Annotated in this window: 23 protein-coding genes and 1 pseudogene; 12 read left to right on the plus strand and 12 right to left on the minus strand. The window is 76.3% G+C overall.

Annotated elements, in window-relative coordinates; translation table 11 throughout:
- The first annotated feature begins 9 nt into the window (after positions 1-9).
- Both galE and KPL60_RS14780 read left to right on the plus strand, forming a co-directional pair.
- Positions 10-978: a UDP-glucose 4-epimerase GalE gene (gene galE, locus KPL60_RS14775; protein WP_226366174.1), complete on the plus strand. Its 969-nt coding sequence runs from the start codon at positions 10-12 to the stop codon at positions 976-978.
- Positions 975-1,916: a glycoside hydrolase family 26 protein gene (locus KPL60_RS14780; RefSeq protein ID WP_226366175.1), complete on the plus strand. Its 942-nt coding sequence runs from the start codon at positions 975-977 to the stop codon at positions 1,914-1,916. The genes galE and KPL60_RS14780 overlap by 4 nt, the downstream gene beginning before the upstream one ends.
- A gap of 29 nt (positions 1,917-1,945) precedes the next feature.
- On the opposite strand, the gene KPL60_RS14785 is transcribed toward KPL60_RS14780, so the two are convergent.
- Both KPL60_RS14785 and KPL60_RS14790 read right to left on the minus strand, forming a co-directional pair.
- The gene (locus KPL60_RS14785) at positions 1,946-3,100 is read right to left on the minus strand and encodes a DUF4192 domain-containing protein (protein WP_226366176.1); all 1,155 of its coding nucleotides are present in this window, start codon (positions 3,098-3,100) and stop codon (positions 1,946-1,948) included.
- Positions 3,101-3,169: 69 nt separating this feature from the next.
- Entirely contained in the window at positions 3,170-4,429 is a 1,260-nt protein-coding gene (locus KPL60_RS14790) for an FAD-binding domain-containing protein (protein ID WP_226366177.1), read from the minus strand.
- Positions 4,430-4,532: 103 nt separating this feature from the next.
- Between KPL60_RS14790 and KPL60_RS14795 the strand changes: the two genes are divergently transcribed.
- Both KPL60_RS14795 and sthA read left to right on the plus strand, forming a co-directional pair.
- Entirely contained in the window at positions 4,533-6,026 is a 1,494-nt protein-coding gene (locus KPL60_RS14795; RefSeq protein ID WP_226366178.1) for an FGGY-family carbohydrate kinase, read from the plus strand.
- A 57-nt stretch (positions 6,027-6,083) separates the two neighbouring features.
- Positions 6,084-7,514 (plus strand): Si-specific NAD(P)(+) transhydrogenase, encoded by a 1,431-nt coding sequence (gene sthA, locus KPL60_RS14800; RefSeq protein WP_226357729.1) that lies wholly within the window; start codon positions 6,084-6,086, stop codon positions 7,512-7,514.
- 1 nt (position 7,515) lies between these two features.
- Here sthA and KPL60_RS14805 read toward each other — a convergent pair whose 3' ends face one another.
- The gene (locus tag KPL60_RS14805) at positions 7,516-8,499 is read right to left on the minus strand and encodes a M23 family metallopeptidase (protein ID WP_226357730.1); all 984 of its coding nucleotides are present in this window, start codon (positions 8,497-8,499) and stop codon (positions 7,516-7,518) included.
- Between the two features lie 492 nt (positions 8,500-8,991).
- Between KPL60_RS14805 and KPL60_RS14810 the strand changes: the two genes are divergently transcribed.
- From KPL60_RS14810 to KPL60_RS14825, 4 genes are all read left to right on the plus strand, one after another.
- Entirely contained in the window at positions 8,992-9,810 is an 819-nt protein-coding gene (locus KPL60_RS14810; protein WP_226366179.1) for an SGNH/GDSL hydrolase family protein, read from the plus strand.
- A 111-nt stretch (positions 9,811-9,921) separates the two neighbouring features.
- Positions 9,922-10,749: a glycerophosphodiester phosphodiesterase family protein gene (locus KPL60_RS14815; protein ID WP_226366180.1), complete on the plus strand. Its 828-nt coding sequence runs from the start codon at positions 9,922-9,924 to the stop codon at positions 10,747-10,749.
- A gap of 71 nt (positions 10,750-10,820) precedes the next feature.
- A complete protein-coding gene (locus KPL60_RS14820) occupies positions 10,821-11,663 on the plus strand; it encodes an LAGLIDADG family homing endonuclease (protein WP_226366181.1) in 843 nt (280 codons plus the stop codon).
- A gap of 52 nt (positions 11,664-11,715) precedes the next feature.
- Positions 11,716-12,186: a hypothetical protein gene (locus tag KPL60_RS14825; RefSeq protein ID WP_226357734.1), complete on the plus strand. Its 471-nt coding sequence runs from the start codon at positions 11,716-11,718 to the stop codon at positions 12,184-12,186.
- Here the strand turns inward: KPL60_RS14825 and KPL60_RS14830 are convergent.
- On the minus strand, positions 12,162-12,557 hold the full coding sequence (locus tag KPL60_RS14830; protein ID WP_062396014.1) for a YkvA family protein: 396 nt from the start codon (positions 12,555-12,557) through the stop codon (positions 12,162-12,164). The genes KPL60_RS14825 and KPL60_RS14830 overlap by 25 nt on opposite strands.
- Before the next feature lie 77 nt (positions 12,558-12,634).
- On the minus strand, positions 12,635-13,078 hold the full coding sequence (locus KPL60_RS14835; RefSeq protein WP_226357735.1) for a CBS domain-containing protein: 444 nt from the start codon (positions 13,076-13,078) through the stop codon (positions 12,635-12,637).
- 119 nt (positions 13,079-13,197) lie between these two features.
- Between KPL60_RS14835 and KPL60_RS14840 the strand changes: the two genes are divergently transcribed.
- Both KPL60_RS14840 and KPL60_RS14845 read left to right on the plus strand, forming a co-directional pair.
- The gene (locus tag KPL60_RS14840) at positions 13,198-13,662 is read left to right on the plus strand and encodes a MarR family winged helix-turn-helix transcriptional regulator (protein ID WP_226366182.1); all 465 of its coding nucleotides are present in this window, start codon (positions 13,198-13,200) and stop codon (positions 13,660-13,662) included.
- Positions 13,663-13,673: 11 nt separating this feature from the next.
- Positions 13,674-14,228 (plus strand): NADAR family protein, encoded by a 555-nt coding sequence (locus KPL60_RS14845; protein ID WP_226366183.1) that lies wholly within the window; start codon positions 13,674-13,676, stop codon positions 14,226-14,228.
- Positions 14,229-14,244: 16 nt separating this feature from the next.
- On the opposite strand, the gene KPL60_RS14850 is transcribed toward KPL60_RS14845, so the two are convergent.
- Positions 14,245-14,595 (minus strand): hypothetical protein, encoded by a 351-nt coding sequence (locus KPL60_RS14850; protein ID WP_226366184.1) that lies wholly within the window; start codon positions 14,593-14,595, stop codon positions 14,245-14,247.
- 291 nt (positions 14,596-14,886) lie between these two features.
- Here KPL60_RS14850 and KPL60_RS14855 point away from each other — a divergent pair, with 291 nt between their 5' ends.
- Positions 14,887-15,582 carry a PadR family transcriptional regulator gene (locus KPL60_RS14855; protein WP_226366185.1) on the plus strand — a complete coding sequence of 232 codons (696 nt, stop codon included), beginning with the start codon at positions 14,887-14,889 and terminating at the stop codon, positions 15,580-15,582.
- A 104-nt stretch (positions 15,583-15,686) separates the two neighbouring features.
- Here the strand turns inward: KPL60_RS14855 and KPL60_RS14860 are convergent, their stop codons facing one another.
- Positions 15,687-16,985: a nitrate/nitrite transporter gene (locus tag KPL60_RS14860; protein WP_226357740.1), complete on the minus strand. Its 1,299-nt coding sequence runs from the start codon at positions 16,983-16,985 to the stop codon at positions 15,687-15,689.
- A 147-nt stretch (positions 16,986-17,132) separates the two neighbouring features.
- Between KPL60_RS14860 and KPL60_RS14865 the strand changes: the two genes are divergently transcribed.
- Positions 17,133-18,107, plus strand: coding sequence for a proteasome assembly chaperone family protein (locus KPL60_RS14865; protein WP_226357741.1), 975 nt, complete (start codon positions 17,133-17,135; stop codon positions 18,105-18,107).
- 19 nt (positions 18,108-18,126) lie between these two features.
- Here the strand turns inward: KPL60_RS14865 and KPL60_RS14870 are convergent, their stop codons facing one another.
- From KPL60_RS14870 to KPL60_RS14890, 5 genes and pseudogenes are all read right to left on the minus strand, one after another.
- The gene (locus KPL60_RS14870; protein ID WP_226366615.1) at positions 18,127-19,251 is read right to left on the minus strand and encodes a hypothetical protein; all 1,125 of its coding nucleotides are present in this window, start codon (positions 19,249-19,251) and stop codon (positions 18,127-18,129) included.
- Complete coding sequence (locus KPL60_RS14875) at positions 19,248-20,609, minus strand: YcaO-like family protein (protein WP_226366186.1); 1,362 nt, start codon at positions 20,607-20,609, stop codon at positions 19,248-19,250. Before KPL60_RS14875 ends, KPL60_RS14870 begins: the two co-directional genes overlap by 4 nt.
- On the minus strand, positions 20,606-21,199 hold the full coding sequence (locus tag KPL60_RS34675; protein WP_226366187.1) for a CocE/NonD family hydrolase C-terminal non-catalytic domain-containing protein: 594 nt from the start codon (positions 21,197-21,199) through the stop codon (positions 20,606-20,608). Before KPL60_RS34675 ends, KPL60_RS14875 begins: the two co-directional genes overlap by 4 nt.
- A 149-nt stretch (positions 21,200-21,348) precedes the next feature.
- Positions 21,349-22,056 (minus strand): annotated as a pseudogene (locus tag KPL60_RS35110) (CocE/NonD family hydrolase); the annotation flags it as partial.
- On the minus strand, positions 22,053-22,832 hold the full coding sequence (locus KPL60_RS14890; RefSeq protein WP_226366188.1) for a hypothetical protein: 780 nt from the start codon (positions 22,830-22,832) through the stop codon (positions 22,053-22,055). The gene KPL60_RS14890 and the pseudogene KPL60_RS35110, both read right to left, overlap by 4 nt.
- Between the last annotated feature and the right edge of the window lie 68 nt (positions 22,833-22,900).

Raw genomic sequence — 22,900 nt, forward strand, 5'->3', positions numbered from 1 at the left:
TCCACACACGTGAAGCTGCTCGTCACCGGCGGCGCGGGCTACGTGGGCAGCGTGTGCGCCGCACACCTGCTCGACGCCGGCCACGAGGTCGTCGTGCTCGACGACCTGTCCACCGGCCACCGCGACGCCGTGCCCGCGGGCGCGGAGTTCGTCGAGGGTGAGCTCGGTGCCCGCGCCGGGGAGGTCCTGGGCCGCGGCGGGTTCGACGGCGTGCTGCACTACGCCGCCCGCTCGCTGGTCGGGGAGTCCGTCGAGAAGCCCGAGAAGTACTGGGACGGCAACGTCGTGGCCTCGTTCCGGCTGCTCGAGGCGGTCCGGGAGCACGCGGTACCGCGGCTGGTGTTCTCCTCCACCGCCGCCACCTACGGCGAGCCGGAGCAGGTCCCGATCCCGGAGACCGCGCCGACCCGGCCGACCAACCCCTACGGGGCGAGCAAGCTCGCGATCGACCACATGATCACCTCCTACGCGACGGCGCACGGCCTGGCCGCGACGAGCCTGCGGTACTTCAACGTGGCCGGGGCGCACCTGTCCGGTGCCACCCCGCTCGGGGAGCGGCACGCGGTCGAGACCCACCTGATCCCCCTGGTCCTGCAGGTCGCCGCGGGCACCCGTGAGTCGATCGCGGTCTACGGCGACGACTGGCCCACTCCCGACGGCTCCTGCGTGCGCGACTACATCCACGTCGACGACCTCGCCGAGGCCCACCTGCTCGCGCTGACCCACGCCGTCGCGGGGCGGCACGACATCTACAACCTCGGCAGCGGTCACGGGTTCTCCGTGCTCGAGGTGGTCGAGGCCTGCCGCGCGGTGACCGGGCACCCGATCCCGGCCGTCGTCGCGCCGCGCCGCGCCGGTGACCCCGCGGTGCTGGTGGCCTCGAGCGAGCAGGCCGCGCAGCAGCTGGGCTGGAAGCCGTCGCGGACCGCGATCGCCGAGATCGTCGGCGACGCCTGGGAGTTCGCCCGGTCCCGATGACCCGGACCTCCACCGTGCGGCGGGCGCTCACCGCGACCGCCGCCGTCGCACTCCTCGGTGCGGTCCTCGTCGGCTGCACCGCCGCCGCCCCGGAGCCGGCCGACGACGCGGTCCCGCTGGTCGCCGGGCACGGCATCCACCTCGGCCTGTACTACGGCTCCGGCAGCATCGCCGACACCACCGCCGCGATCGGCCGGACCCCGCGGATCCACCTGACCTACGTCGACTGGCCGTCGGAGTGGGCGACCTCGCCGGTCGTCGCCGAGGACCTCGCGGCCGGCCGGATCCCGCTGGTGAACTGGGAGCCCTTCGACGTCGCGTTCCCCGACATCGTCGCCGGCCGGTACGACGCGATGCTGCGCACCCGCGCGCAGCAGGCGGCGGCCCTGCGCTCACCGTTCTTCCTCGACCTCGCCGCGGAGATGAACGAGGAGGAGGGCTGGGGCGGACACGACCCGGCGCTCTACGTCGCCGCGTGGCGGCACGTGCACGACGTGTTCACCGAGGCCGGCGCCGACAACGTGGTGTGGGTGTGGGCGCCGAACAACACCGACTCGGCCGGAGCGCCACCCGCGACCGCCTACTACCCGGGCGACGACTACGTCGACTGGATCGGGATGGACGGCTACAACTGGGGCACCTCCGACCCGGCGTTCACCTGGCAGTCCTTCGGCGAGGTGTTCGGCCCGCTCTACGACGCCGTCGCCGGCCACGGCAAGCCGATCCTGGTCGGCGAGACCGCCTCGGACGACCGCGGGGGCGACAAGGCCGCGTGGATCGACGACGTCGTGCCGACGCTGCGGGACCGGTTCCCGCTGATCCGGGCCGTGGTGTGGTTCGACGTCGACAAGGAACGCCACTGGCAGGTCGGCTCCTCCCCCGAGGCGGCGGCGGCGTTCGCGCGGCTCGCGGCCGACCCCTACGTGTCCACCGGCTGAGCAGCGGCCCACCCCCTCGACCGGCGGGCTCACCGGACGGCCGGGCCGTCGGGCGCGTGCGGGTCGAGCATCGCGGTGAGCAGCCGCCGCAGCCCGCCCGGGCCCGCCCACCGTGCGGTGGGTGAGCGCGGGTCGCGGGTTCCGTGCAGGCTCGCCGCCACCACCCCGGCGAGGACGTGGTCGGGCCGCTCGGCCAGCGCCCGCTCCACCGCCCCGGTCGCGAGCGCCCCGTCGCCGCGCAGCAGGGCGCACACCACGAGCAGGGCCAGCGGGTGCGCCCGCTGCGGTGACGGCAGGGCCGCGACCAGCACCGCCCACAGCTGCTCGGCGTCCGCCGCGCGACCGCCCAGGCAGCGGCGCAATGCCTCGTCGCGCACGTCGCCGACGTCGAGGGCGCCGCACAGGGCCAGCGCGAGCCGGTCGTCGACGACGAGCCGGCTCGCCGCGGCCTCGTCCAGGCAGGCGTCGAGCAGGGCGGTGCCGGTCGCGGCACCGACCCGGGCCGGTGCGGCGCCGGTGTCGCGCAGCCGGGCCCGGCGACGGCGGGTACCGGCGTCGGAGTCGAGCGGGGCGAGCACCGCGGCGCGGTCGGGCAGGACGGCCCGGCCGTCGCGGACCGCGGCCGTGACCCCGAGCGTGGTCGACGCGGCGTCGGGCAGCAGCCCGCCGCAGGTGCAGGGCAGGTCGAAGCAGCCCCACCGGTCCCCCGCCCGGGTACCGGTCGCCCAGAGTGCCGCGATCGGCTCGATCCCGGCGTCGAGCAGCTCCCGCCGCGCGGCGGCCCCCACGTCCCGGCGGCTCCGGCGCGGACCCGGCCCGGCGGGGCCCGGGTCGCGCACGACGAGCGCCAGTGCCCGGGCGGGCCGTTCCCCGGTGAGCACCCCGACCGCCTCCCGGCACACCCGGCGGGCCGACGCCGACGAGCGCGGCAGGTCGACCCGCACGGTGAGCCCGAGCCGGTCGTCGAGGTGCGGCCCGGTGACCGAGACGAGCACCAGCGAGTCCCGGGGGTGGAAGCCGAGCAGCACCGGGACCGCGGCGATGAGTTCGGCGGGCCGGTCGAGCCGCAGACCGGGACCGGGCGTGGTGTCGGGGGGCCACCCGGTGGCGGGCGGGTCCCCCGCCCCCGGCGACGGGTCGGGGCAGGGGCCGGGGAGGGGGTCGGGCTGGGGGCAGGCGGTCATGCCGCCACGGTCGTCGCGGGCCGGGACGTGCGGAACGCCGTCACCCGACCGGCTGTGGACGGTCCCGCCTCACGCCCCTTGCTGAGGGGGTGTCGTGGATGGTTTCCCCCCACGCCGGGGCAGCCGCCTGCGCCAGGCGGTGAACGAGGTGACCGGTCCGGCGTGCGGGCGGTACAGCCACGGCCAGGGGTGCACCACGACCGGGCGGACGGCGGCGGAGCGGGTGGTGAACCCGGGGACCGGGGCGTGGGTGACCGCGACGGGCGTGCCGTCGAGCTCGTCGGCGACGGTGCCGCGGTGCACCAGCACCGCACGGCGTCCGCCCAGGTCGGCGAGGGTCTGCGCGAGGAACACCAGCCGTTTGCCGGACAGCCGCAGCCGGCGCAGCAGCGGCTCGTCGAACACGAACACCGCGGGCAGGTCCGGGTGGGCGTCGAGGGCGGGGTCGGCGTCGCCGAGCGACTCCGCCGTCAGCCACACCGCCTCCGGCTCGGCGCCGGTGGCGACCGGGGCGGCCGGTCCCCCGGTCGTCTCCGGGTCGGGGTCCGAGCGCAGCCGCGGGTCGTGCTCGGGGGCCGGGCGCGACGGCGGGTCGGCGGGCCAGTGCTCGATCGGGCAGGCGTCGGACAGCGCGCAGCTCCCGCACAGCTGCGGGGCGCGCTTGCGGACCTGCCAGCGGGAGAAGCCGTAGGGCTTGCCGGTCCCGGCGCCGACGGTCCACTGCCAGCCGAGCCGGTTCGCCGCGCGGGAGCCGTCGAGCAGGTGCGCGAAGAACTCGCTCTCCCCGCCCGCCCACTCGTGCCCGGCGCGCACGGTCCACTGCGAGGACAGCCACATGCGGGTCTGGTTCACCAGCCAGCCGTCGGTGTGCAGCTCGGTGAGGCAGGCGTCGACGCAGGCCATCTCGGCGGGCCACGGCTCGTCCCACCCCTGTTCGGCGCGGGCGGGGGCCGCGCGCAGCGCGGAGCGGGTGCGGGTGCCGAGCCGGGCGTAGAGGTGGCGGGCGTACTCCTGCCAGCACAGCTCGTCGCGGAACTTGGCGCGGTCGCGCGGCGGGGCGTCGGCGGCGGCGTCCCAGGCGGTCGGCAGGTCGACCAGCCCGTGCCGGATCCACGGCGACAGCGCCGTCGCGCCGCGCCGCGACACCGGCAGCACCTCGTTGCGCCGCTTCGCGTAGCCGGTCAGGTCCAGTGCCGCGACGGCGGCGTCGGCCGTGGTCTGCCCGCCACGAAACGCACCGGAGGCGACGGGCTCGTCGCGGCAGAGGTCACCGAGGTGCTCGCGGACCCAGTCGGTCGCGGTGTCCGGGTCGGGTGTGGGCAGCTGCACCGGAGAAGTCTGCGGCGCCCCGGCCCACCGCGCGCGTCGACCTGCACGAATGTTCTGCGCCCGTTCTGTGTGCACCACGGGCGGGGGACGGTAGGAACGTCCCATGCGCGTGTATCTGGGCGTCGACATCGGTACGTCGGGTTCGAAGGGCGTCCTCGTCGACGCCGGCGGCCGGGTGCTGGCCCGGGCCGACCGGGCGCACGAGACCGCACAGCCGCTGCCCGGCCACGTGGAGCACGACGCCGAAGCCGTCTGGTGGGGTGACTTCGTCGCGGTCGTGCGGGAGCTGCTGCCCGCCCTCGACGACGGCGCCGAGCTCGCCGGGCTGGGGGTGTCGGGGATCGGGCCGACCCTGCTCCCCACCGACGGAGACGGCCGCCCGCTGCGCCCGGCGATCCTCTACGGCGTCGACACCCGCGCCGGCACCGAGATCGACGAGCTGAACGCGGAGCTGGGCGAGGACGCGATCCTGGCCCGGGCCGGGACACCGCTGTCCTCGCAGGCGGTGGGGCCGAAGTGGCGGTGGCTGGCCCGGCACGAGCCGGAGGTGTTCGCCCGCACCGAGATGTTCCTGATGTGCTCGTCGTACCTGGTGCACCGGCTCACCGGCGAGTACGTGCTCGACCACCACTCGGCCAGCCAGTGCGACCCGATGTACGACCTGACCGCCGCGGACTGGGCGCCCGACTGGGCCGAGCGCACCGCCCCGGGCATCACGCTGCCCCGGCTGCTGTGGCCGACCGAGGTCGCCGGGCGGGTGAGCGCGGCGGCGGCCGCCGCGACCGGCCTACCGGAGGGGCTGCCGGTCACCGCGGGCACCGTCGACGCCTGGGCCGAGGCCACCAGCGCCGGCGTCACCGGCGCCGGGGAGGTCATGGTCATGTACGGGACGACGATGTTCCTCATCGAGGTCATCGACCGCCCGCACCCGCACCCGGCGATGTGGACGACCCGTGGCGTCGTACCGGGGTCGTTCACCCTGGCCGCCGGGATGGCGACCTCCGGGGCGATCACGAACTGGCTGCGCGACCTCACCGGGGAGGGCTTCACCGAGCTCGTCGCCGAGGCCGCGGAGGTACCGCCGGGCAGCGGCGGGCTGCTGCTGCTCCCCTACTTCGCCGGGGAGCGGACCCCGCTGTTCGACCCGGACGCCCGCGGCGTGCTCGCCGGGCTGACCACCGGGCACACCCGCGGCGAGGTCTACCGGGCCGCGCTGGAGGGCATCGCGCACGGCGTACGGCACAACCTGGAGGTCATGCGGTCCGCGGGCGGCGGCACGAAGCGCCTGGTCGCCGTCGGCGGCGGGGTGCAGGGCGGGCTGTGGACCCGGATCGTCACCGACGTGACCGGGGTCCCGCAGGACGTGCCGGAGCAGACCGTCGGCGCCGCGCTCGGCGACGCGTGGCTGGCCGCCGTCGCGACCGGGGCCGAGCCGCGGCTGCGCGACTGGAACCCGGTCGCCCGCACGATCGAGCCGGACCCGGCGGCCCGCGAGGTCTACGACCGCTTCCACCCGCACTACCGCTCGCTCTACACCGCCACCCGGGAGACCGCGCACTTCCTCGCCGACGAACGGAGACGCTCCTACCGCGCGTGACACGCTGTTCACACCGGTGTGGTTGCCGCGCGGCGCGGCGACCACCACGCTGTGCGGGTGAGTGCCGACGAGTCACCCGCCCACGACTACGACCTGCTGGTGATCGGCTCCGGTCCCGGTGGGCAGAAGGCCGCGATCGCCGCGGCGAAGCTCGGGAAGCGGGTGGCGATCGCCGACCGCGGCAACATGATGGGCGGGGTCTGCGTCAACACCGGCACCATCCCGTCGAAGACGCTGCGCGAGGCGGTGCTGTACCTGTCCGGGTTCAGCCAGCGCGAGATGTACGGCGCCAGCTACCGGGTCAAGTCCGAGATCACCATCGACGACCTGCTGGCCCGCACCCGGCACGTGATCGGCCGCGAGACCGAGATCGTGCGCAGCCAGCTGCTGCGCAACCACGTCGACATCCTGACCGGGACGGCGCGCTTCACCGACCCGCACACCGTCGTCGTCGAGGGGACGGGACGGGGTGACCACAACCAGGTCACCGCCTCGCACTTCGTCGTCGCGACCGGGACCCGCCCGGCCCGGCCGGACACCGTCGCGTTCGACGGCGAGCGGGTCGTCGACTCCGACCAGGTGCTGCAGCTGGGCCGCGTGCCGGGCTCGATGGTCGTCGTCGGGGCGGGGGTCATCGGCATCGAGTACGCCTCGATGTTCGCCGCGCTCGGCACCCGGGTCACCGTGGTGGAGAAGCGGGACTCGATGCTCGGCTTCTGCGACCCGGAGGTCGTGGAGTCGCTGAAGTTCCACCTGCGGGACTCGGCGGTCACGTTCCGGTTCGGCGAGGAGGTGTCCTCGGTCGAGGTGAACGGCCGCGGCACGGTGACCAGCCTGGCCAGCGGCAAGAAGATCCCGGCCGACATGGTCATGTACTCGGCGGGCCGGCAGGGCATGACCGAGGAGCTGGGCCTGGACGCGGCCGGGATCCGGGCCGACGACCGGGGGCGCATCGAGGTCGACAAGCAGTACCGGACCTCGGTCGAGCACATCGCGGCGGTCGGCGACGTGATCGGGTTCCCGGCGCTGGCGTCGACGAGCATGGACCAGGGGCGGCTCGCCGCCTGCCACCTGTTCGGCGAGCCCGTCCGCGAGCTGCACGAGCTGCAGCCGATCGGCATCTACACGATCCCGGAGATCTCGTTCTGCGGGCGGACCGAGGCCGAGCTGACCGCGGCGTCGATCCCGTACGAGACCGGGCTGTCGCGCTACCGCGAGCTCGCGCGCGGCGCGATCGTCGGCGACTCCTACGGCATGCTCAAGCTGCTGGTGTCGCCCGAGGACCACCGGCTGCTCGGGGTGCACGTGTTCGGCACGAACGCCACCGACCTCGTGCACATCGGGCAGGCCATCATGGGCTGCGGCGGGACGGTGGACTACCTCGTCGACACCGTCCTGAACTATCCGACGCTGTCGGAGGCCTACAAGGTCGCCGCGCTGGACGCGACGAACAAGATCCGCGCGCTGGAGTCGGTCCAGAACTCCTGACTCAGGTGTAGCGGAACCCGTTCGCGTCGAGCCACGGCTTCGGGTTGATCTTGGTGCCGCTCGGGTCGACGACCTCGATGTGCAGGTGCGGGCCGGTGGACTGGCCGCGGTTGCCGACCTCGGCGATCTGCTGGCCCGCCGCCACCTTCTGGCCGACCGAGACCAGCGAGCGGTTGATGTGGCCGTAGACGGTGACCGTGCCGTCGGCGTGCCGGACCCGGACCCACATCCCGAACCCGCTGGCGGGGCCGGAGCTGATGACGGTGCCGGCGATCGGCACGTGGATCGGGGTGCCGATCGGGGCGGCGATGTCGAGCCCCATGTGCTTGGTGCCCCAGCGGGAACCGAAGCCCGAGGTGACCCGGCCGGTCACGATCGACACCGCACCACCCGCGGAGGCGGACTGCAGCGCGCCGGTGGCACCCGCGGCGCGGGCGGCCTCGACCGCCTTGGCGCGCTCCTCGGCGGCCCTGCGGACCTGGTCGACCGAGGCGGTGGCGGCCTGGACCGCGGAGGCGGCCCTGGCGCGGCCGGTGTCGGCGACGGCGACGGTGCGCGCGGCGGCCGAGGGGGCGGCGGCCGGGGCGGCCAGCGAGGCGATGGTGGCCGGGTCCGCGATCGGCGAGGCGGCGTCGTCCGCGGCGGCCCGCGGGGCGGGCACGGCGGCGGGGAGCGCGGCGTCCTGGTTCGACACGGACGACGATCCCGCCGTGTCGAACCAGGACGTCACGGTCGCGGCCAGGTCGCCGGAGCCGACACCCGCGTGGGCGGTGGCGGCGATACCGCCCACCGCGACGACGGCGGCGGCGATCCGGGTCGAGGCCGGGAAACGCGAGCCGTCCTCGGTCCGGGTGTCACGGGCGCGCCGGACGTGCGGACCTGCGGGGAACGAGCCGACCGGGACCCCGATCCCGGCCACCGCGAACTGCGGGGCCAGGAGCGCGAGGCTCGCCTGACGGCTCCGGGGGGAGCGATGCCGTGCCACGACCCTTCCTTCCGGATCCCGGAACGGCGGACAACCCGTGGGGAGCGGGCGGCCCCCTGGGGAGGAGCCGCGTCCGGTTCGTGACCGTTCCGTGATCTGACACGGACGCTAGCCGGACGCAACGGACGGAAGAACCCGATCGGGTGATCACGAGACCGACGGGACGTTGCGGGCGGTGAGCGGACGACGCCGGCCACTCGCCCCGGCCACCTGCCGTTCACCGTGGCGTCGGTCCGGCCGGTCCACCTCGGACAGGGCCCTGAGCTGGGCTTTCCATCGACCGCGCGCCGCGGCCGAGTGGTCGTGGCCGGGAGCGTCGCGGTCCACGCTCTCACCCACAGTGATGACGCGTGCGCGGCGGCTCCGCGACGCGCGCTCCGCGGACGCGGCCCGCCCGGGACACGTTCGGCGCACCTCGTCGTCCACGGCGCGTGCACCCCCTCACCCGGTGCCCGGATTGCCGCCACGGTGCCGCGGGGGTTGTCTGGACGGGTGCGCCGCCTCCTGGTCCCCCTGCTGACGTGCGCGTTGCTGGTCGTCCTGGCGCCGGCGGCCCTCGCCGACCCGGCACCGGCCGGCGCGGCCGCCGCCCCCGTCCGGTACGTCGCGCTCGGTGACTCCTACGCCGCGGGCGTCGGGGCCCGGCCGGACCCGGCCACCGGCGACTGTCTGCGCAGCGGCGCCTCCTACCCGGCGCTGTGGGCGGCCCGGCACGACCCGGCGTCGTTCGTCAGCGTCGCGTGCAGCGGCGCCACCAGTGGCGAGGTGATCGCCCGGCAGGTGCGCACCGTCTCCGCCGACACCACCCTGGTGACGATCACCGTCGGCGGCAACGACACCGGGTTCGGTCCGGTCCTGGCCGCCTGCAGCACCGCCCGCGACGACGAGACCTGCCTGCGCGCCCTCCGGGGCGGGGAGCGCGCCGCCCGCTGGGTCGCGCCCGGCGGGCTGATCTCGACCATCGTCGGGGTCCGGCTGCAGGCCCCCGGCGCGACGATCCTGGTCCTGGGCTACCCGCGGCTGTTCGAGCCGGGCGCCGACTGCGACGTCCCCGGCGTCCCGAACGCCGTCCGCCGGGAGGCGCTGAACCGGGCCGCCGACACCCTCGACGCCGCCCTCGCCGACGCGGCCGGGCGGTTCCGGGGCCGGTTCGTCGACGTCCGCGCCGCGTTCGCCGGGCACGGGGTCTGCTCCGCCGACCCGTGGATCACTCCCCCGCCCGCGTCGGCCCCGGCGGTCTACCACCCGACCGCCCAGGGCTACCGCGACGGCTACCTGCCCGCGTTCGAGGCGGCCGTCACCCGCCCCTGACCACCAGGTCCTCGCCCGCTCGTCTCCCGGCGGCCACCCGCCCGACACCGGCCGGACCGGCCACGCCACCATGGTTCCCAGGCACCGCCCCCGATCCTGAGGACTCACCTCGTGCGACGCCTGCTCGGCACCCTCCTCGTGCCCGCCGCCCTCCTCGCGACGGCCACGCTCGCCCTCGCCGACACCGACCGTCCCCGGTCCGGTCCGGAGGTCGTCGCGCACCGCGGCGCCTCCGCCGACGCCCCGGAGAACACCCTCGCCGCCGCCGACGAGGCACTCGCCCAGCGGGCCGACGCCGTCGAGGTCGACGTCCAGCGCACCGCGGACGGCCACCTCGTGCTCGTCCACGACGCCACGCTGGCCCGCACCACCGACGTCGGACGGGTCTTCCCCACCCGCGCACTGGCACCGGTCGGCTCGTTCACCCTCGCCGAGCTGCGCCGGCTCGACGCCGGGTCGTGGTTCTCCCCCGCCTTCGCCGGCGAGCGCATCCCGACCCTCGGGGAGTTCGCCGACCGGCTCCGCGGCCGCGCGGACCTGCTGGTCGAGCTGAAGGACCCGGCGCGCTACCCGGGGGTGGAGAAGGAGGTCGCCTACGAGCTCGACGGCCCGCGCCCCGGGGTCGTCGTGCAGTCCTTCGACCACGACGTGATGCGCAGCTTCGCCGAGGCCGCCCCGGACGTCCCGGCCGGATGGCTGTTCGACGGGCGCCCGACCGCGGCGCAGCTCGACGACGCCGCCGCGCACGGGGTCACCCAGATCAACCCGTCGTTCCGGGTCGTCGACGCCGCACTGGTCGCCGAGGTCCGGGCGCGCGGGATGCAGACCGGGGTCTACACGGTCAACGACCCCGACGACATGCGCCGGATCGCGGCCACCGGGGTGGACCGGATCATCACCGACCGGCCCGCGGTGCTGCGGACGGTCCTCGCCGGCTGACCCGATCCGCGTCGCCGGCGGCACGGGGTGGAGCGGCCGGAACTGTCGGGGCACCGCGCGACAGTGACGGCATGGTGCACCTGGACCCCACCGATGAGGACCATGCGTACTTCCTCGGCCTCTTCCAGACCGACGGTCACCTCCGCGCCGCTGACCGGAACCGGGGAGCGGCGACCATCGAGCTGGGTGTGCGGGACATCGCGGTGCTCGACGCCTTCGTCGGCCTGTTCGCCCCCGGTCTCCGCAGCACCGTGACGACCCGCGTCCGTCGCACCAACTTCGCCGAACGCCACGAGAGCGTCACCTGGAAGACCCATGCGTGGAGCTTCCGGACGGAGCTGCAGGCGCTCGGCCTTTTAGCAGGACGCAAGTCCGGGTCGGTCGCGCCTCCGGCGGCGCCCGTGCATGTCCGGGGCTATCTGAGAGGTCTGGTGGACGGTGACGGCAGCGTCGGCTTCACGGCGCGGGGCTACCCGTTCGTCGGGTTCACCACGGCGAGTCCCGCGCTGCACGCGTACTTCTGCGAGCAGGTGCTCGACGTGACCGGAGTCGTCCGGCGGTCGCTCGCCAACGCGCGGGACGGCGTGTTCAACACCGTCGTCATGAACGAGCCCGCCGCCGCGCTCGCGGAGTTCCTGTACCCGCCGGGCTGCCTGGCCCTGCCCCGCAAACTCGCGGCGGCGGGGACCGTCGCGCGATGGCGCCGCCCCGAGGGGATGCGCGCGCGGAGTTCGCCTCGTCGCTGGACCGCTGCGGAGGACCGGGTCGTCGTGCGTCTTCCGCCTGCCGAAGCCGCCGCCGAACTGGGCCGGACCGTCGCGTCGGTGTCGATGCGACGGTGGCGGCTGTCCAGGACCGGCCTCGGGGACGCGGCCGACCCACCGCCGACATCCACCTCACACCCCTCGCCCTAGACTTCTCCTCGCGGCGCGGGCACCTTCCCGGCCGGTGAGCGGAGGATCGGGGATGACGGCTGTTCGGCGGCCAGGACTGCTCGTCCCGGCGGCACTGGCCCTGCTCCTGGTGGCGGGCTGCGGCAGCTCGCTGGCGACCCAGCCGGGTTCGTCGTCCGGCACGGTCACCACGACCCAGAACCGCCCCTCCAGCCCCTTCTGCGACGCCGTCGAGGCGAGCCGGACCGCCACCCAGCCGTTCAGCGGGGTGGGCATCGGCCGCTCGATCTCCGACGTCGGCGAGGTCACCGCGAACGTCCGGCAGGCGAACCAGCAGGTCACCTCGCTCGCACCGCAGGAGATCCGCGCGGACTTCGAGCGGGTGGACCAGCTCGTCGAACGTCAGCTCGCCCTGCTGGAGGCCAACGGCGGGGACACCCTCGCCGTCGCCCGTGACCCGGGGATCGCGCAGGACCGGGCGGACCCGGAGTACCAGGCCGCGTCGCAGCGGATCCGGGACTACGTCCGGTCGACCTGCACCTGACCGTCGACGACGACCGGTGCGGTCCGCCGCCACCCCAGGTAGCGGTCGGCCTCGACCAGCAGGGCCCCGCCCAGCCACATCGCGACGACCGCGTCGTCGCCGAGGCCGAACACGGTCAGGAACGCCTCGGGCACCAGGTCGACGGGCGACACCAGGTAGGCCAGGGCCATCAGGAACAGCGCGACCCGGCCCTTGCCGAGGTGCGGGTAGGTGCCGCGCCAGGCGTCGCCGGCCATGGCGGGCAGCGCCCGGAACCGTTCGACGGGTCCGGGCTCGCCGGGGCGGCCGCGACGGGTGAGGGCACGGAAGAGTGTCGCGAACGCGGCCGTGCGGCCGGCGCGGCGACCTGCGGTGGCACTCGCTGCAGTCATGTCCGGTCCAACGCACGGCGCACCCCGGTCGTTCCCGGCGAAACGGTCACGTCACACCGGGGACGCCGGGGGCGGGGTCAGTGCGAGGCGAGGTAGATGTCGCGCAGCACCCCGGCCTCGGTGCTCATCTCGGCCAGCCGCTGCTTGACGACGTCACCGATGCTGATCATCCCGACGAGCCGTCCGTCGTCGACGACGGGCAGGTGGCGGTGACGCCAGCGGTTCATCAGACCCATGGCCTCGGCGAGCGAGTCCTCCGGCGAGCAGGTCACGACGTGGCGGGTCATGACGTCGGCGACGGTGAGGTCCAGCAGGGCCGCGCCGTCGGTGGCGAGCCGGCGCACGATGTCGCGTTCGGAGACGATGCCGTCGACGCGCTCGCGGCGGCCGTCGTCGGAGACGACGAGCGCGCCGATCGCCGGCGGGCCGGCGAGCCGGGTCGCGGCCTCGGCGATGGTGTTCCACGACAACACGGTGTGCACCGTGTCGCCCTTGATCCGCAGGATGTCCGACACCTTCATGGAACTCTCCCTTCGACGTGCCTATTGTTGCGCTTGCGCAGTAGTTATGCAATGGCAAAGATTGATCGACGCAACGGTCAGCGCGGAGTAAAGATCGCTGGTGAGGGAGGTGGACGGGGATGACCGACGCACACGGCCGAGATCGGGATCACCCGGACGGCGCGACGGTGGAGGCCGGTCTGGCGCTCGCGCGCGCGTTCACCGGCATCAGCGTGCGCGCGGTGGCGGCGGCCGGGGACGCCGTGACCGTCCCCCAGCTGCGGGTCCTCATGCTGATCGCGGACGCGGGGCGCACCAACGTCACCGCGGTCGGGCGTGAGCTCGACGTCCATCCGTCGAACGCCACCCGGGTGCTCGTGCGTCTCGGGCGGGCCGGCCTGGTCGAGCGCCGGCCCGACCCGGACGACCGGCGGCACCTGCTCGTCGAGCTCACCCCGGCCGGACGGGAGCTGATCCGCGAGGTCGACGCCCACCGTCGCGCCGCGGTCGCCGACCTGCTGGGCCGGGTGCCGCCCGAGCGACGGGTGGGCGCGGCCGAGCTGCTGTCCGCGCTGGCCGACGCGGCGACCCCGCCGACGTCCTAGGATCGGAGGGTGTGAGCGAGGACGCCCCGACCGACGTCGCATCCCTGCGGGCCGCCGTCGCGGCGGGGGCGCGCCCGCGGTTCGTCCCGTTCTGGGGCTCCGAGCCCGCGCCGGGCGACGTGCACGTACTGAGCCAGTGGCATCCGTCGCCGTTCGTCGTCGACGGGGTCCGCTACGCCACCGCCGAGCACTGGATGATGGCGGCCAAGGCCCGCACCTTCGGCGACGACGACGCGCTCGCCCGCGTCCTGTCCGACGACGACCCGGACACCGCCAAGCGGGCCGGGCGCGAGGTCCGGGGCTTCGACTCGCAGGTGTGGGCCGCGCGCCGGGTCGAGGTCGTCGTCGAGGGCAACCGGGCCAAGTTCCGCTCGGCCGAGCGGCTCACCGCGGCCCTGCTGGGCACCGGCGACGCGGTGCTCGTCGAGGCCTCCCCCGTCGACCGGATCTGGGGCATCGGCCTGGCCGCCGACGACTCCGACCTCGGCGCGCCGGACCGCTGGCCCGGGCAGAACCTGCTGGGCTTCGCCCTGATGCGGGTGCGCGCCGGGCTCGGGAGCCGCTGACCCCGACCGGCCCGGGTCAGACCACCCCGGGGTACCGGTAGCGGCGCGGACGGCGGGCCCGTCGCACCACCAGCACCGCCCCCACCCCGGTCGCGACGGCGCCGCCGACGTAGGGCACGGCGGCCCGGGCGATCTCCCCCGCCCGTCCGACGAGCGCCGCGCGCCGTGCCGCGAGGCCCGCGCCGAGCCGGTCCAGGCTCGCCCGCAGCTCGCGTGCGGCGTCGACGACCTGGTCGTCGCGGCCGTCGGACCGCGCGGAGAGCCGGTCCCGCAGCTGCGCCGCGGAGACCTCGCTGAGGTCGACCTCCTCGGCCGTGTCCTCCGGTGCCTCGCCGGCCGGGCCGGCCCCTGCGTCGTGACGCCCCACGACTCCCCCTCACATCCGGCGGACCGCCCGCCGGCCCGCCGGGACAGTGAACCCGCCACGGGCCGCCCCGCGCACCCTCAGGACATTCTCAGAATATCGCCGTTGCAACGCAGAGCAGTCGCGATATATCGTGATGGCACACGAGCCGATCGAAGAGGGAGGCTCACGACGAGAGGACCACGCGTCATGACCACGCGCGACATGTTCCGGAGCCCGTTCGGGCCCCGCACCCACCGACACCCCCGGGGCCACCGCGGCGCCGGGTTCCCCTGCGGCCCGGAGGAGGCAGCCATGCACGACACCCCCGACTTCCACGGCGACGACCGTGACGACCCCCGTGACGACGCCCGCGACGAGGGCGGACCCGGCCACCGCCGCGGTCGCGCCCACCGCCGCGGACGCGGGCCCGGCGGGCGGGGCTTCGGTCCCGGCCGCGGCTTCGGCCCCGGCGGACCGTTCGGTCCCGGCGGCTTCGGCCCCGGTGGCTTCGGCCCGGGCGGGTTCGGTCCCGGTGGGCCCCGCGGCCGGCGCGGCAAGCGTGCCCGCGGCGACGTGCGCACCGCGGTGCTCGCGGTCGTCGCCGACGGCCCGCGGCACGGCTACGAAATCATCCAGGAGATCACCGGCCGCTCCGGCGGGCAGTGGAAGCCGAGCCCCGGCTCGGTGTACCCGATGCTGTCCCAGCTGGAGGACGAGGGCCTGGTCCGGTCCGAGCAGACCGAGGGCCGCCGGGTCGTCCACCTGACCGAGGAGGGCACCCGGCACGTCGAGGAGCACCGCGCCGAGCTCGACGCGGTGTGGGCACCCTTCGCCGAGGACGCCGAGGCCGCCGAGTCGGACCCGGCGACCGGCCTGGTCACCGAGCTCGGCCGGCTCGCCGCCGCCGCGCGGCAGGTCGCCGAGGCCGGCTCCGAGGCACAGGTGGCGTCGGCGACCGAGGCGCTGACCGAGGCCCGCAAGGCGCTGTACCGGCTGCTCGCCGAGTGAGGCCCGCCGAACGAGCAGAAGCTCGGTGAGAGCACCCGGTTCTCGGTGAGGGCCGGATGTGGGCGACGGGGGCGGGACCGCGATGGTCCCGCCCCCGTCGTCGTCTACCGGGCCTGTCTCCGGCGCCGGTTGCGGCGCAGCGCCTCCCGCAGCGGCGGGACGACGGTGCCCTCGGCGGCCATCACCCGGCGGGCCTTGCGCCGCGCGAGGACGACCGCGACGGCGGTCAGCGCCCAGATCGGGAACTGCACGAGCCAGGCCAGCCGGAACGCCTCGGGGGTGTAGCCGCCCGACACGCTGAGCACGAGCCCGACCAGCAGTGTGGTGGTGAGCGAGGCGGTGAACCCGCCGACGTTGACGATCCCGACGGCGGTGCCGCGCCGGTGCGCGGGATTGAAGGTGCGGGCGTAGTCGAAACCGACGGCGGAGCAGGGCCCGTTCGCGGCGAGCACCACCACGAGCAGCACGAGCAGCCACAGCGGCGCGGGCGGCGGGACGAGCAGCACGACCGTCCACACGAGCGCGGTCGCGCCGATGACCGACAGCACGAGCCAGGAGCGGCGCAGCGGGTGGCGGGCGGTGAACTCGCCGAACACCGGGCCGACGACGGCGCCGGCGAGGACGAGCACGGTCAGCATCACCGAGGCGCCGGTGGGCGTCATCCCCTGCCCGGCGACGAGGTAGGGCACGCCCCACAGCAGCGCGAACACCAGGCCGGAGAACTGGGTGCCGGCGTGCGACCAGAGCCCGAGGCGGGTGCCCGGGTGCGCCCAGGCGCCCTTGAGGCCGTCGACGACCTCGCGGGGGCTGCTCGCCGGGGCCGGGGCGAGGCTGCCGGGCGGGCGGTCGCGGAACACGGCGAGCACCGCGACCGCGGCGACGACGCCGATCCCGGCGGCGGACAGGAACGCGGTCGTCCAGCCGTAGGCGTGCAGGACGGTGGCGAGCGGGATCGCGGAGAGCACCTGGCCGAACTGGCCCAGCAGCGCCGTGATCTGCGTCATCAGCGGCACCCGGCGCGGCGCGAACCAGGTGGACAGCACCGACAGCACCGAGATGAAGGTCAGGGCGTCGCCGACGCCGACGAGCACGCGGGCGGCGATGGCCAGCGGCAGCGAGGTGGCGAGCGCGACGAGCACCTGCGCCGCGGTCATGGTGACGGCGCCGGCGAGCACCATGGTGCGGGCGCCGAACCGGTCGAGCAGCAGCCCGACCGGCACCTGGAGGGCGGCGTAGACGAGCAGCTGCAGGACGAGGAACCCGGCGAGCACGGTCGGGGACGCACCGAACCGGTCCGCCGCCTCCAGCCCGGAGACGCCGAACGAGCTGCGTTGCAGCACCGCCACGACGTAGGCGAACAGACCGGCGGACCAGACGAGGTAAGCGCGACGTGACGTGTGCATGACGAACGACCATTCTGGTCCATCCCGGACGGGCGGGGTGTCCCGGCGGGGCCGCGTCACACGGGGTCGGTGGTCACACCGCGACCGGGCAGGCCGTGGGGGGCTCCGGATAGGGTCGCGGTGCACGCCACGACTCGGAGGACGCCGGTGCTCGATCCCGCTCAGCTGTACCAGGTCGACCCGGCCGCGCCGGCGCTCGACGAGCCGGTCCTGATCGTCGTGCTGGACGGTTTCGTCGACGCCGGCAACGCGGGTGCGCTCGCGGTCGGCGCGCTGACCGACGAACGCGAGGCGGTCCGGGTGGCCCGGTTCGACGTCGACCAGCTCGTGGACTACCGGTCGCGGCGCCCGCCGCTGCGGTTCGAGACCGACCGCTGGGCCGACTACGACCCGCCGGAGCTCGACGTCGTCGCGCTGACCGACACCGGGGACACGCAGTACCTGCTGCTCGCCGGCCCGGAGCCGGACATGCAGTGGGAGCGGTTCGTCGCCGCGGTCGGGCTGCTGGTCGAGCAGCTCGGGGTCCGGCTGGTGATCACGTTGCAGGGCATCCCGATGGCCGTGCCGCACACCCGTCCGATCGGGGTGACCGCGCACGGCACCCGCCCGGAGCTGGTGGAGGGCCACACCCCGTGGTTCGCGACCGCCGACGTCCCGGGCAGTGCCGCGGCGTTGCTGGAGTACCGCCTCGGGCAGGCCGGGCAGGACGTCGTGGGCTACGCCGTGCACGTGCCGCACTACCTGTCACGCTCGGCGTACCCGCAGGCCGCGCGGGTGCTGCTGGACCACGCGGGGCTGTCGGCGGGGCTCTACCTGCCGACCGAGACGCTGACCCGCGCCGCCGAACAGGCCGAGTCCGAGATCGCCGAGCAGATGGCGGCGTCGGACGAGGTCGGGCAGGTCGTGTCGGCGCTGGAGGAGCAGTACGACCAGGTCGTCGCGGCCCGGGAGTCCGGTGACCTGCGGGACGGCCTGGAGGGCGGCGAGCTGCCCAGCGGCGACGAGCTGGCCGCGGAGTTCGAGCGGTTCCTCGCCGGCGGTGGCGACGACAAGCCGGGCGGGAAGTCCGGCGACGAACCGCCGCACGAGCCGCCCGCGCCGCCGCTGCCGCCCGCGACCTGACCGGTCCTCCCCCGGCGGGTCAGCCGCCGAGGGCGAGGGCGTGCTGGACCCGGCCCCGGCCGCCGGGTCCGTGCAGCACCGCCTCGACCCAGCAGCCGACCGGCCGGGCCGTGAGTCCGGCCGCGGTGGCGGCCAGCCAGGCGTCGTGGACGGCGAGGCCGGACCGGACGTGCTGGGCGACGGTGTCCGGGCCGGGGTCGACGTCCCCGGTGACGACGAGCAGCCCGCCGACGCCGGTGAGGTCGGGCAGGCCGCAGGCCCGCCGGGTCAGCGCGGCCGCGAGCGGGTGGCCCGCGTCGAGCAGGGCCGCGTGCTGTCCCACGCCGAGCCGGGCCCGGGCGACCCGGTCGAGTCCGGGGTCGGCGACGGGAGGTTGCAGGCTCGCGAACGGCGCCGAGTGGCGTGCGCGGAGCACGGCCGACGGGTGCGGGGCCGCGCTCGCACCGAGCGGGACGGCGCCGTCGGGGCCGGGTCCGGTCGTGAGCACGACGCGGGAGTGGTCGCCGTCGGAGACGAGGTGGGCCGTCCGGGGTCGTCGCAGGGTGGCCGCGGCGGCGAGGACGGCGGCGGCCGCGTGGCCGAGGTCGAGCAGCAGCACCGGCAGCGAGCGGGGGCCGTAGCGCCACGCGGTCCGCTCCGGCGTGAGGTGGAGGACGACGTCCTCGTGATCGTCGTGGTCCGGGTCGGGAAGGGCCGGGGCGACGGCGCCGGGCCGGTCGCGGCTGCCGGGTCCGGTTGCGCCGGGCCGGGCGGGCCCGCCGTCGAGGGCGTGGGCGAGCGGGTCGTAGACGCGACCGCCGTCGTCGCCGCCCGTGGTCGGGTCATGGACACGGCCGCCGACCCGGGCGTCGACCGGGTAGCGGCCGCCCGCCGAGGGCACCCGGCGCAGCCGCACGCCGCCGACCGCCCGGTCCGGGTCGGCGGCCAGCGACAGCGCCAGCAGCGCACCGGTCCCCGTGCCGTCGCGGGTCAGGGGCACCGGCCGGGTCGCCGTGGTCGCCTCGGCGGGGCGCGCGGTGTGGTCGGTGGGGCCCGGGTCGGCACCGGACCAGGCGAGCCGGAACGCCGCGGCGGTCCGGGGATCCACGGCGCCGCCGTCCCGCTGCGGGTCCGGCGCGGCCCGGCCCGGGGGCTGCACCGTCACAGGAACGGCGGCGGGCAGTGCACCAGCCCGTCGGGCCCGGCGGCCGGGTCGAGGTCGAGCCCGTGGGCGCGGGCGGTGTCGCGCCAGCGGGGCAGCCCCCAGTACCGGAACGCGGCGGGCGCGTTCGGGACGAGCCCGGTGGCGCAGGTGCGGACCACCCGCCACGGGGTCTCGGCGACGTCGGGCGTGGTGAGGTCGACACGGGCGATGCGGTGCCCGTCGGCGAGCAGCGCGGCGGTCAGCGACGCGAGGTCCCCGGCCGGCCCGGTGCGCAGCGGGCCGCGGGTCGCGGGCGCGATGAACCGGGGCAGGTACTCCTCCCGGACGCGCGGGTCGAGCCACACCTGCACCTGGGCGCCGAGGTCGCGCACGGCGGCGTAGCGCTCGCCGGCGTCGTCGCGGTAGCGGCGGTCGGCGCGGTGGTCGAGGTAGAGGCCGCGGGCGAGGACACCGGCGTCGATCGAGGCGTACACCCAGCCGTCGGGGTCGAGCAGGCCGCGGGTGAACACCCAGGTGTGGACGGCCTCCAGCACCGCCTTGGTGGCGGCCTCGGCGGCGTCGAAGCGGGCGGCGCCGCCCCCGGCGACGATCCCGGTCTCCGGGTCGACGACGACGGCCCCGACCACGGCCGCCGGGTACTCGGTGGGCAGCTCGACGAGATGGACGTCGAACGCGGCCCCGGCCAGCGCGGCGTCGAGCCCGGGGACCGAGGCCCGGTCGATGCCGTGGGAGGGCAGGCCGAGGTGCCACCAGCGTTCCAGCGCGTCGCGTTCGACGAGCTCGAGCAGGCCGCGCCGGTGGGCGTCGGTGGCGCCGTCGCCGGTGGCGATGCCGGCGTAGTTGAGGTGGTGGAAGCGGGGTTCGTCGCGACGGGCCCCGCTGTGGTGGTTGAGCAGCGCCCAGGAGGCGGGCAGCCAGGTCGGCTCCCCGTCGGCCTCGACGCCGGCGATCCAGCGGATCGGCAGGTCCTCGGTGAAGCGCTGGTAGGGGCGGCCGTCCTGCCAGGGCGCGAGCAGCGGCAGCTCCTCGGGCCCCCAGCACCGGTGTCCCGCGGCGCGCAGCTCCGCGGCCGTGGTCAGCGGCAGGTCGCGCGGGACGCGGTTGCCGCAGTAGCGCTCGACCGCCTCGCCGAGCGCGGCGGTGCGGGCGCCGTCGCGGTCGCCGAAGGTGGTGCCGAGGCTGACCCGGTCCGCGGGCCAGGCGCCGAGCCGGCGCGCATCGGACACCTCCGCGGTGACGGCGGTGTAGGCGGCGGGCAGCCCCGGTACCGGGGCCACGTCGACGAGCCGGCGGACGATCCCGCTCAGCGGGTCGACCAGCGCCTCCACCGGCAGTACGGGAACGGTCGGTGCCGTCACAGGGTGACCTCCTCGGGGATGGCGGCCGCGGCGACCTCGTCGCGGCCGGGTCGGACGTGCGGCAGGTCCAGGCGCAGCGCGTGCACGGTGCGGTGGTCGGCGCGCAGGGCGGTCGCGTGCGCCGGGTCCTGTCCGGTGTGCGGGTTGCGGGCGTGGGCGGGCCAGTGGTGCCCGGCGATCTCGACGCGCAGCCGGTCGCCCTCGTGCACGGCGGCGCCGACCGGCGGGGTGGTGACGACGACCTGCCGCGACGCCGGGCCGCGGTGCCGGTGCACGGCGGTGACGAGGTCGTGGCCGCGGAGTCCGACCCGGACGACCCAGTCGGCGTCCAGGGCGTCGGTGTCGCCGGTGACGGTGACGACCAGGGGCCCGGCGAGCGCCCCCGCCGGCAGCGGCGGGGTGTGGGCGACGACCCGGTCGGAACGGTGCGTGTCCGAGCCCGGGCCGGGATCAGGGCCGGGATCGGGGGCGACGGGCGCACCCGGTGCCCGGGACCGCACCGGCCGGTCCGGGTCGGCGACGAACCCGGCGGGGAGCCCGCCCGGCGGGACGGCGTCCACCGCCAGCGTCGGCCCGTCCCCGGCCCGCACCCAGCGCCCCGTCCCCCCACCGCGACGAGTGCCCCGCGCCCCCGCGGCCGGCCCTGCACCGCGGCACGGGCCCAGGCGGCGTAGACCGCGCCGATCCGCCGTCCGGCCAGGACCGCACCGGGCGCCGGGGCGTCGAGCTCGTGCCCCCACGGCCCCAGGACCAGCCGTGACGGCCCGCCCCAGCGCCGGGCGAGCTCACCGGTGCGGGCGGCGAACGGGTCCGCGGTGCCCCCGACGGCGAGCAGCGGCATCGCGGCCCGCGCGATCCCCTCCCACAGCCACGGCGTCTCCGCGGGGGCGTCCCACAGCTCGGCCCACCCGTCGGGGGCCGGGGCCAGCGCCGCGGTGACCGGCAGCGTCGCGGCTGCCGACGGGGCGGCGGGACGCGCGTCCGCACCGTGCTCGGACCACCAGCCGATCCGGCAGGCCAGCCGGGCGGCGCCGCCGGGTTCGCGGGCGGTCTCGCCGGGCCCGAGCGCGGGGACCGCGGCGAGCACCCCGCACACCTCGGGGTCGGCGAGGGCACCGGCGAGGGCGCAGTGCGCCCCGTAGCTGGCGCCGGCGAGCACGACCCGCCCGTCACAGCCGGGGATCGCGCGCAGCGCGGCGAGTGCGGCGACGCCGTCGTCGGTCTCGTGGGCGTAGGGCCGGAACGCGCCCGTCGAACCGCCGCGCCCCCGGACGTCGACGACCAGCACGCCGAACCCATGGGCGGCCCAGCCGCGGGCCTCGGGCAGCAGCCGCTCGCGGCCGTAGGGGGTGCGGATCAGCACCGAGGGCCATGTCGCGACGGCGGGGCGGACGAGGGTGGCGGCGAGCCGGACCCCGTCCGCGCCGGGCAGGTCGAGGTCGGTCACGGCGCGCTGTCGGGCACCGGCAGCAGCGCGTGGTCGGCGATCGCGGCGGTGTCGAGGTCGACCACCCGCAGACGTCGCCGGGCCGGCAGGGCGGCCGGGACCAGGTCACCGGTCGCCGGGGTGTCGTGGCCGGCGCCCCAGGCGCGCACGTCGGCGGCGAGCAGCGCGGCCAGCAGGGCGTGGTCGCCGGGACCGGTCGGGGCGACGGGCGCGGCGTCCCAGTAGGCGAGCAGGTGCGGGTGCCCGGACCCGGCCGCGGCGAGGCGGCGGGCGCGGACATCGGCGTGCCCGGCGTCGCCGGGGTGCACGGCGGGCGGTTCGAGGATGCCGTGCCGTCCTTCGACGGCGAGCCGGAACCAGGCGGTCCCGCGCTCGGGCAACGAGTCGAGCGCGGTCCAGGCGGCCGGGGCGGGCCCGTCCGCGACGGCGCACACCGCATTCGTGTCCGTGTCCGTGTCGGCGGCGGCGAGGGAGTCGAGGTCCCCGCGCCGGACCCGCAGCCCCGGCCCGGCGAGCGCGGCGGCGACGGCGTCGGCCAACGCCCCCCGCCCGGCGACGGTCACGGTGGCGGTCCGCGGCGGCGGGGCCTCGTCCAGGTAACCGGCCGCGGCGAACGCGCCCCGCTCCGGGTCGAGCCCCGGCGGGGGCACCGGGTCGGCGCCGTCGAACCAGCGGGTGAGCGCCTCGACCGTGCCGCGGGGCAGGTCGACCCCGCGCAACCGGCCGGAGGCCTCCCGCAGCGCCGAGCCCCGCCCGGGGACCTCGAACACGCTCACGCCCGGTCGCAGTCGTTCCACTCGCACTCCCTGGTCCGTCGGTCGGTCACGGCAGACCGCGGGCCCGG

The organism is Pseudonocardia sp. ICBG162, assembly GCF_020496225.1.
GTDB lineage: Bacteria > Actinomycetota > Actinomycetes > Mycobacteriales > Pseudonocardiaceae > Pseudonocardia > Pseudonocardia alni.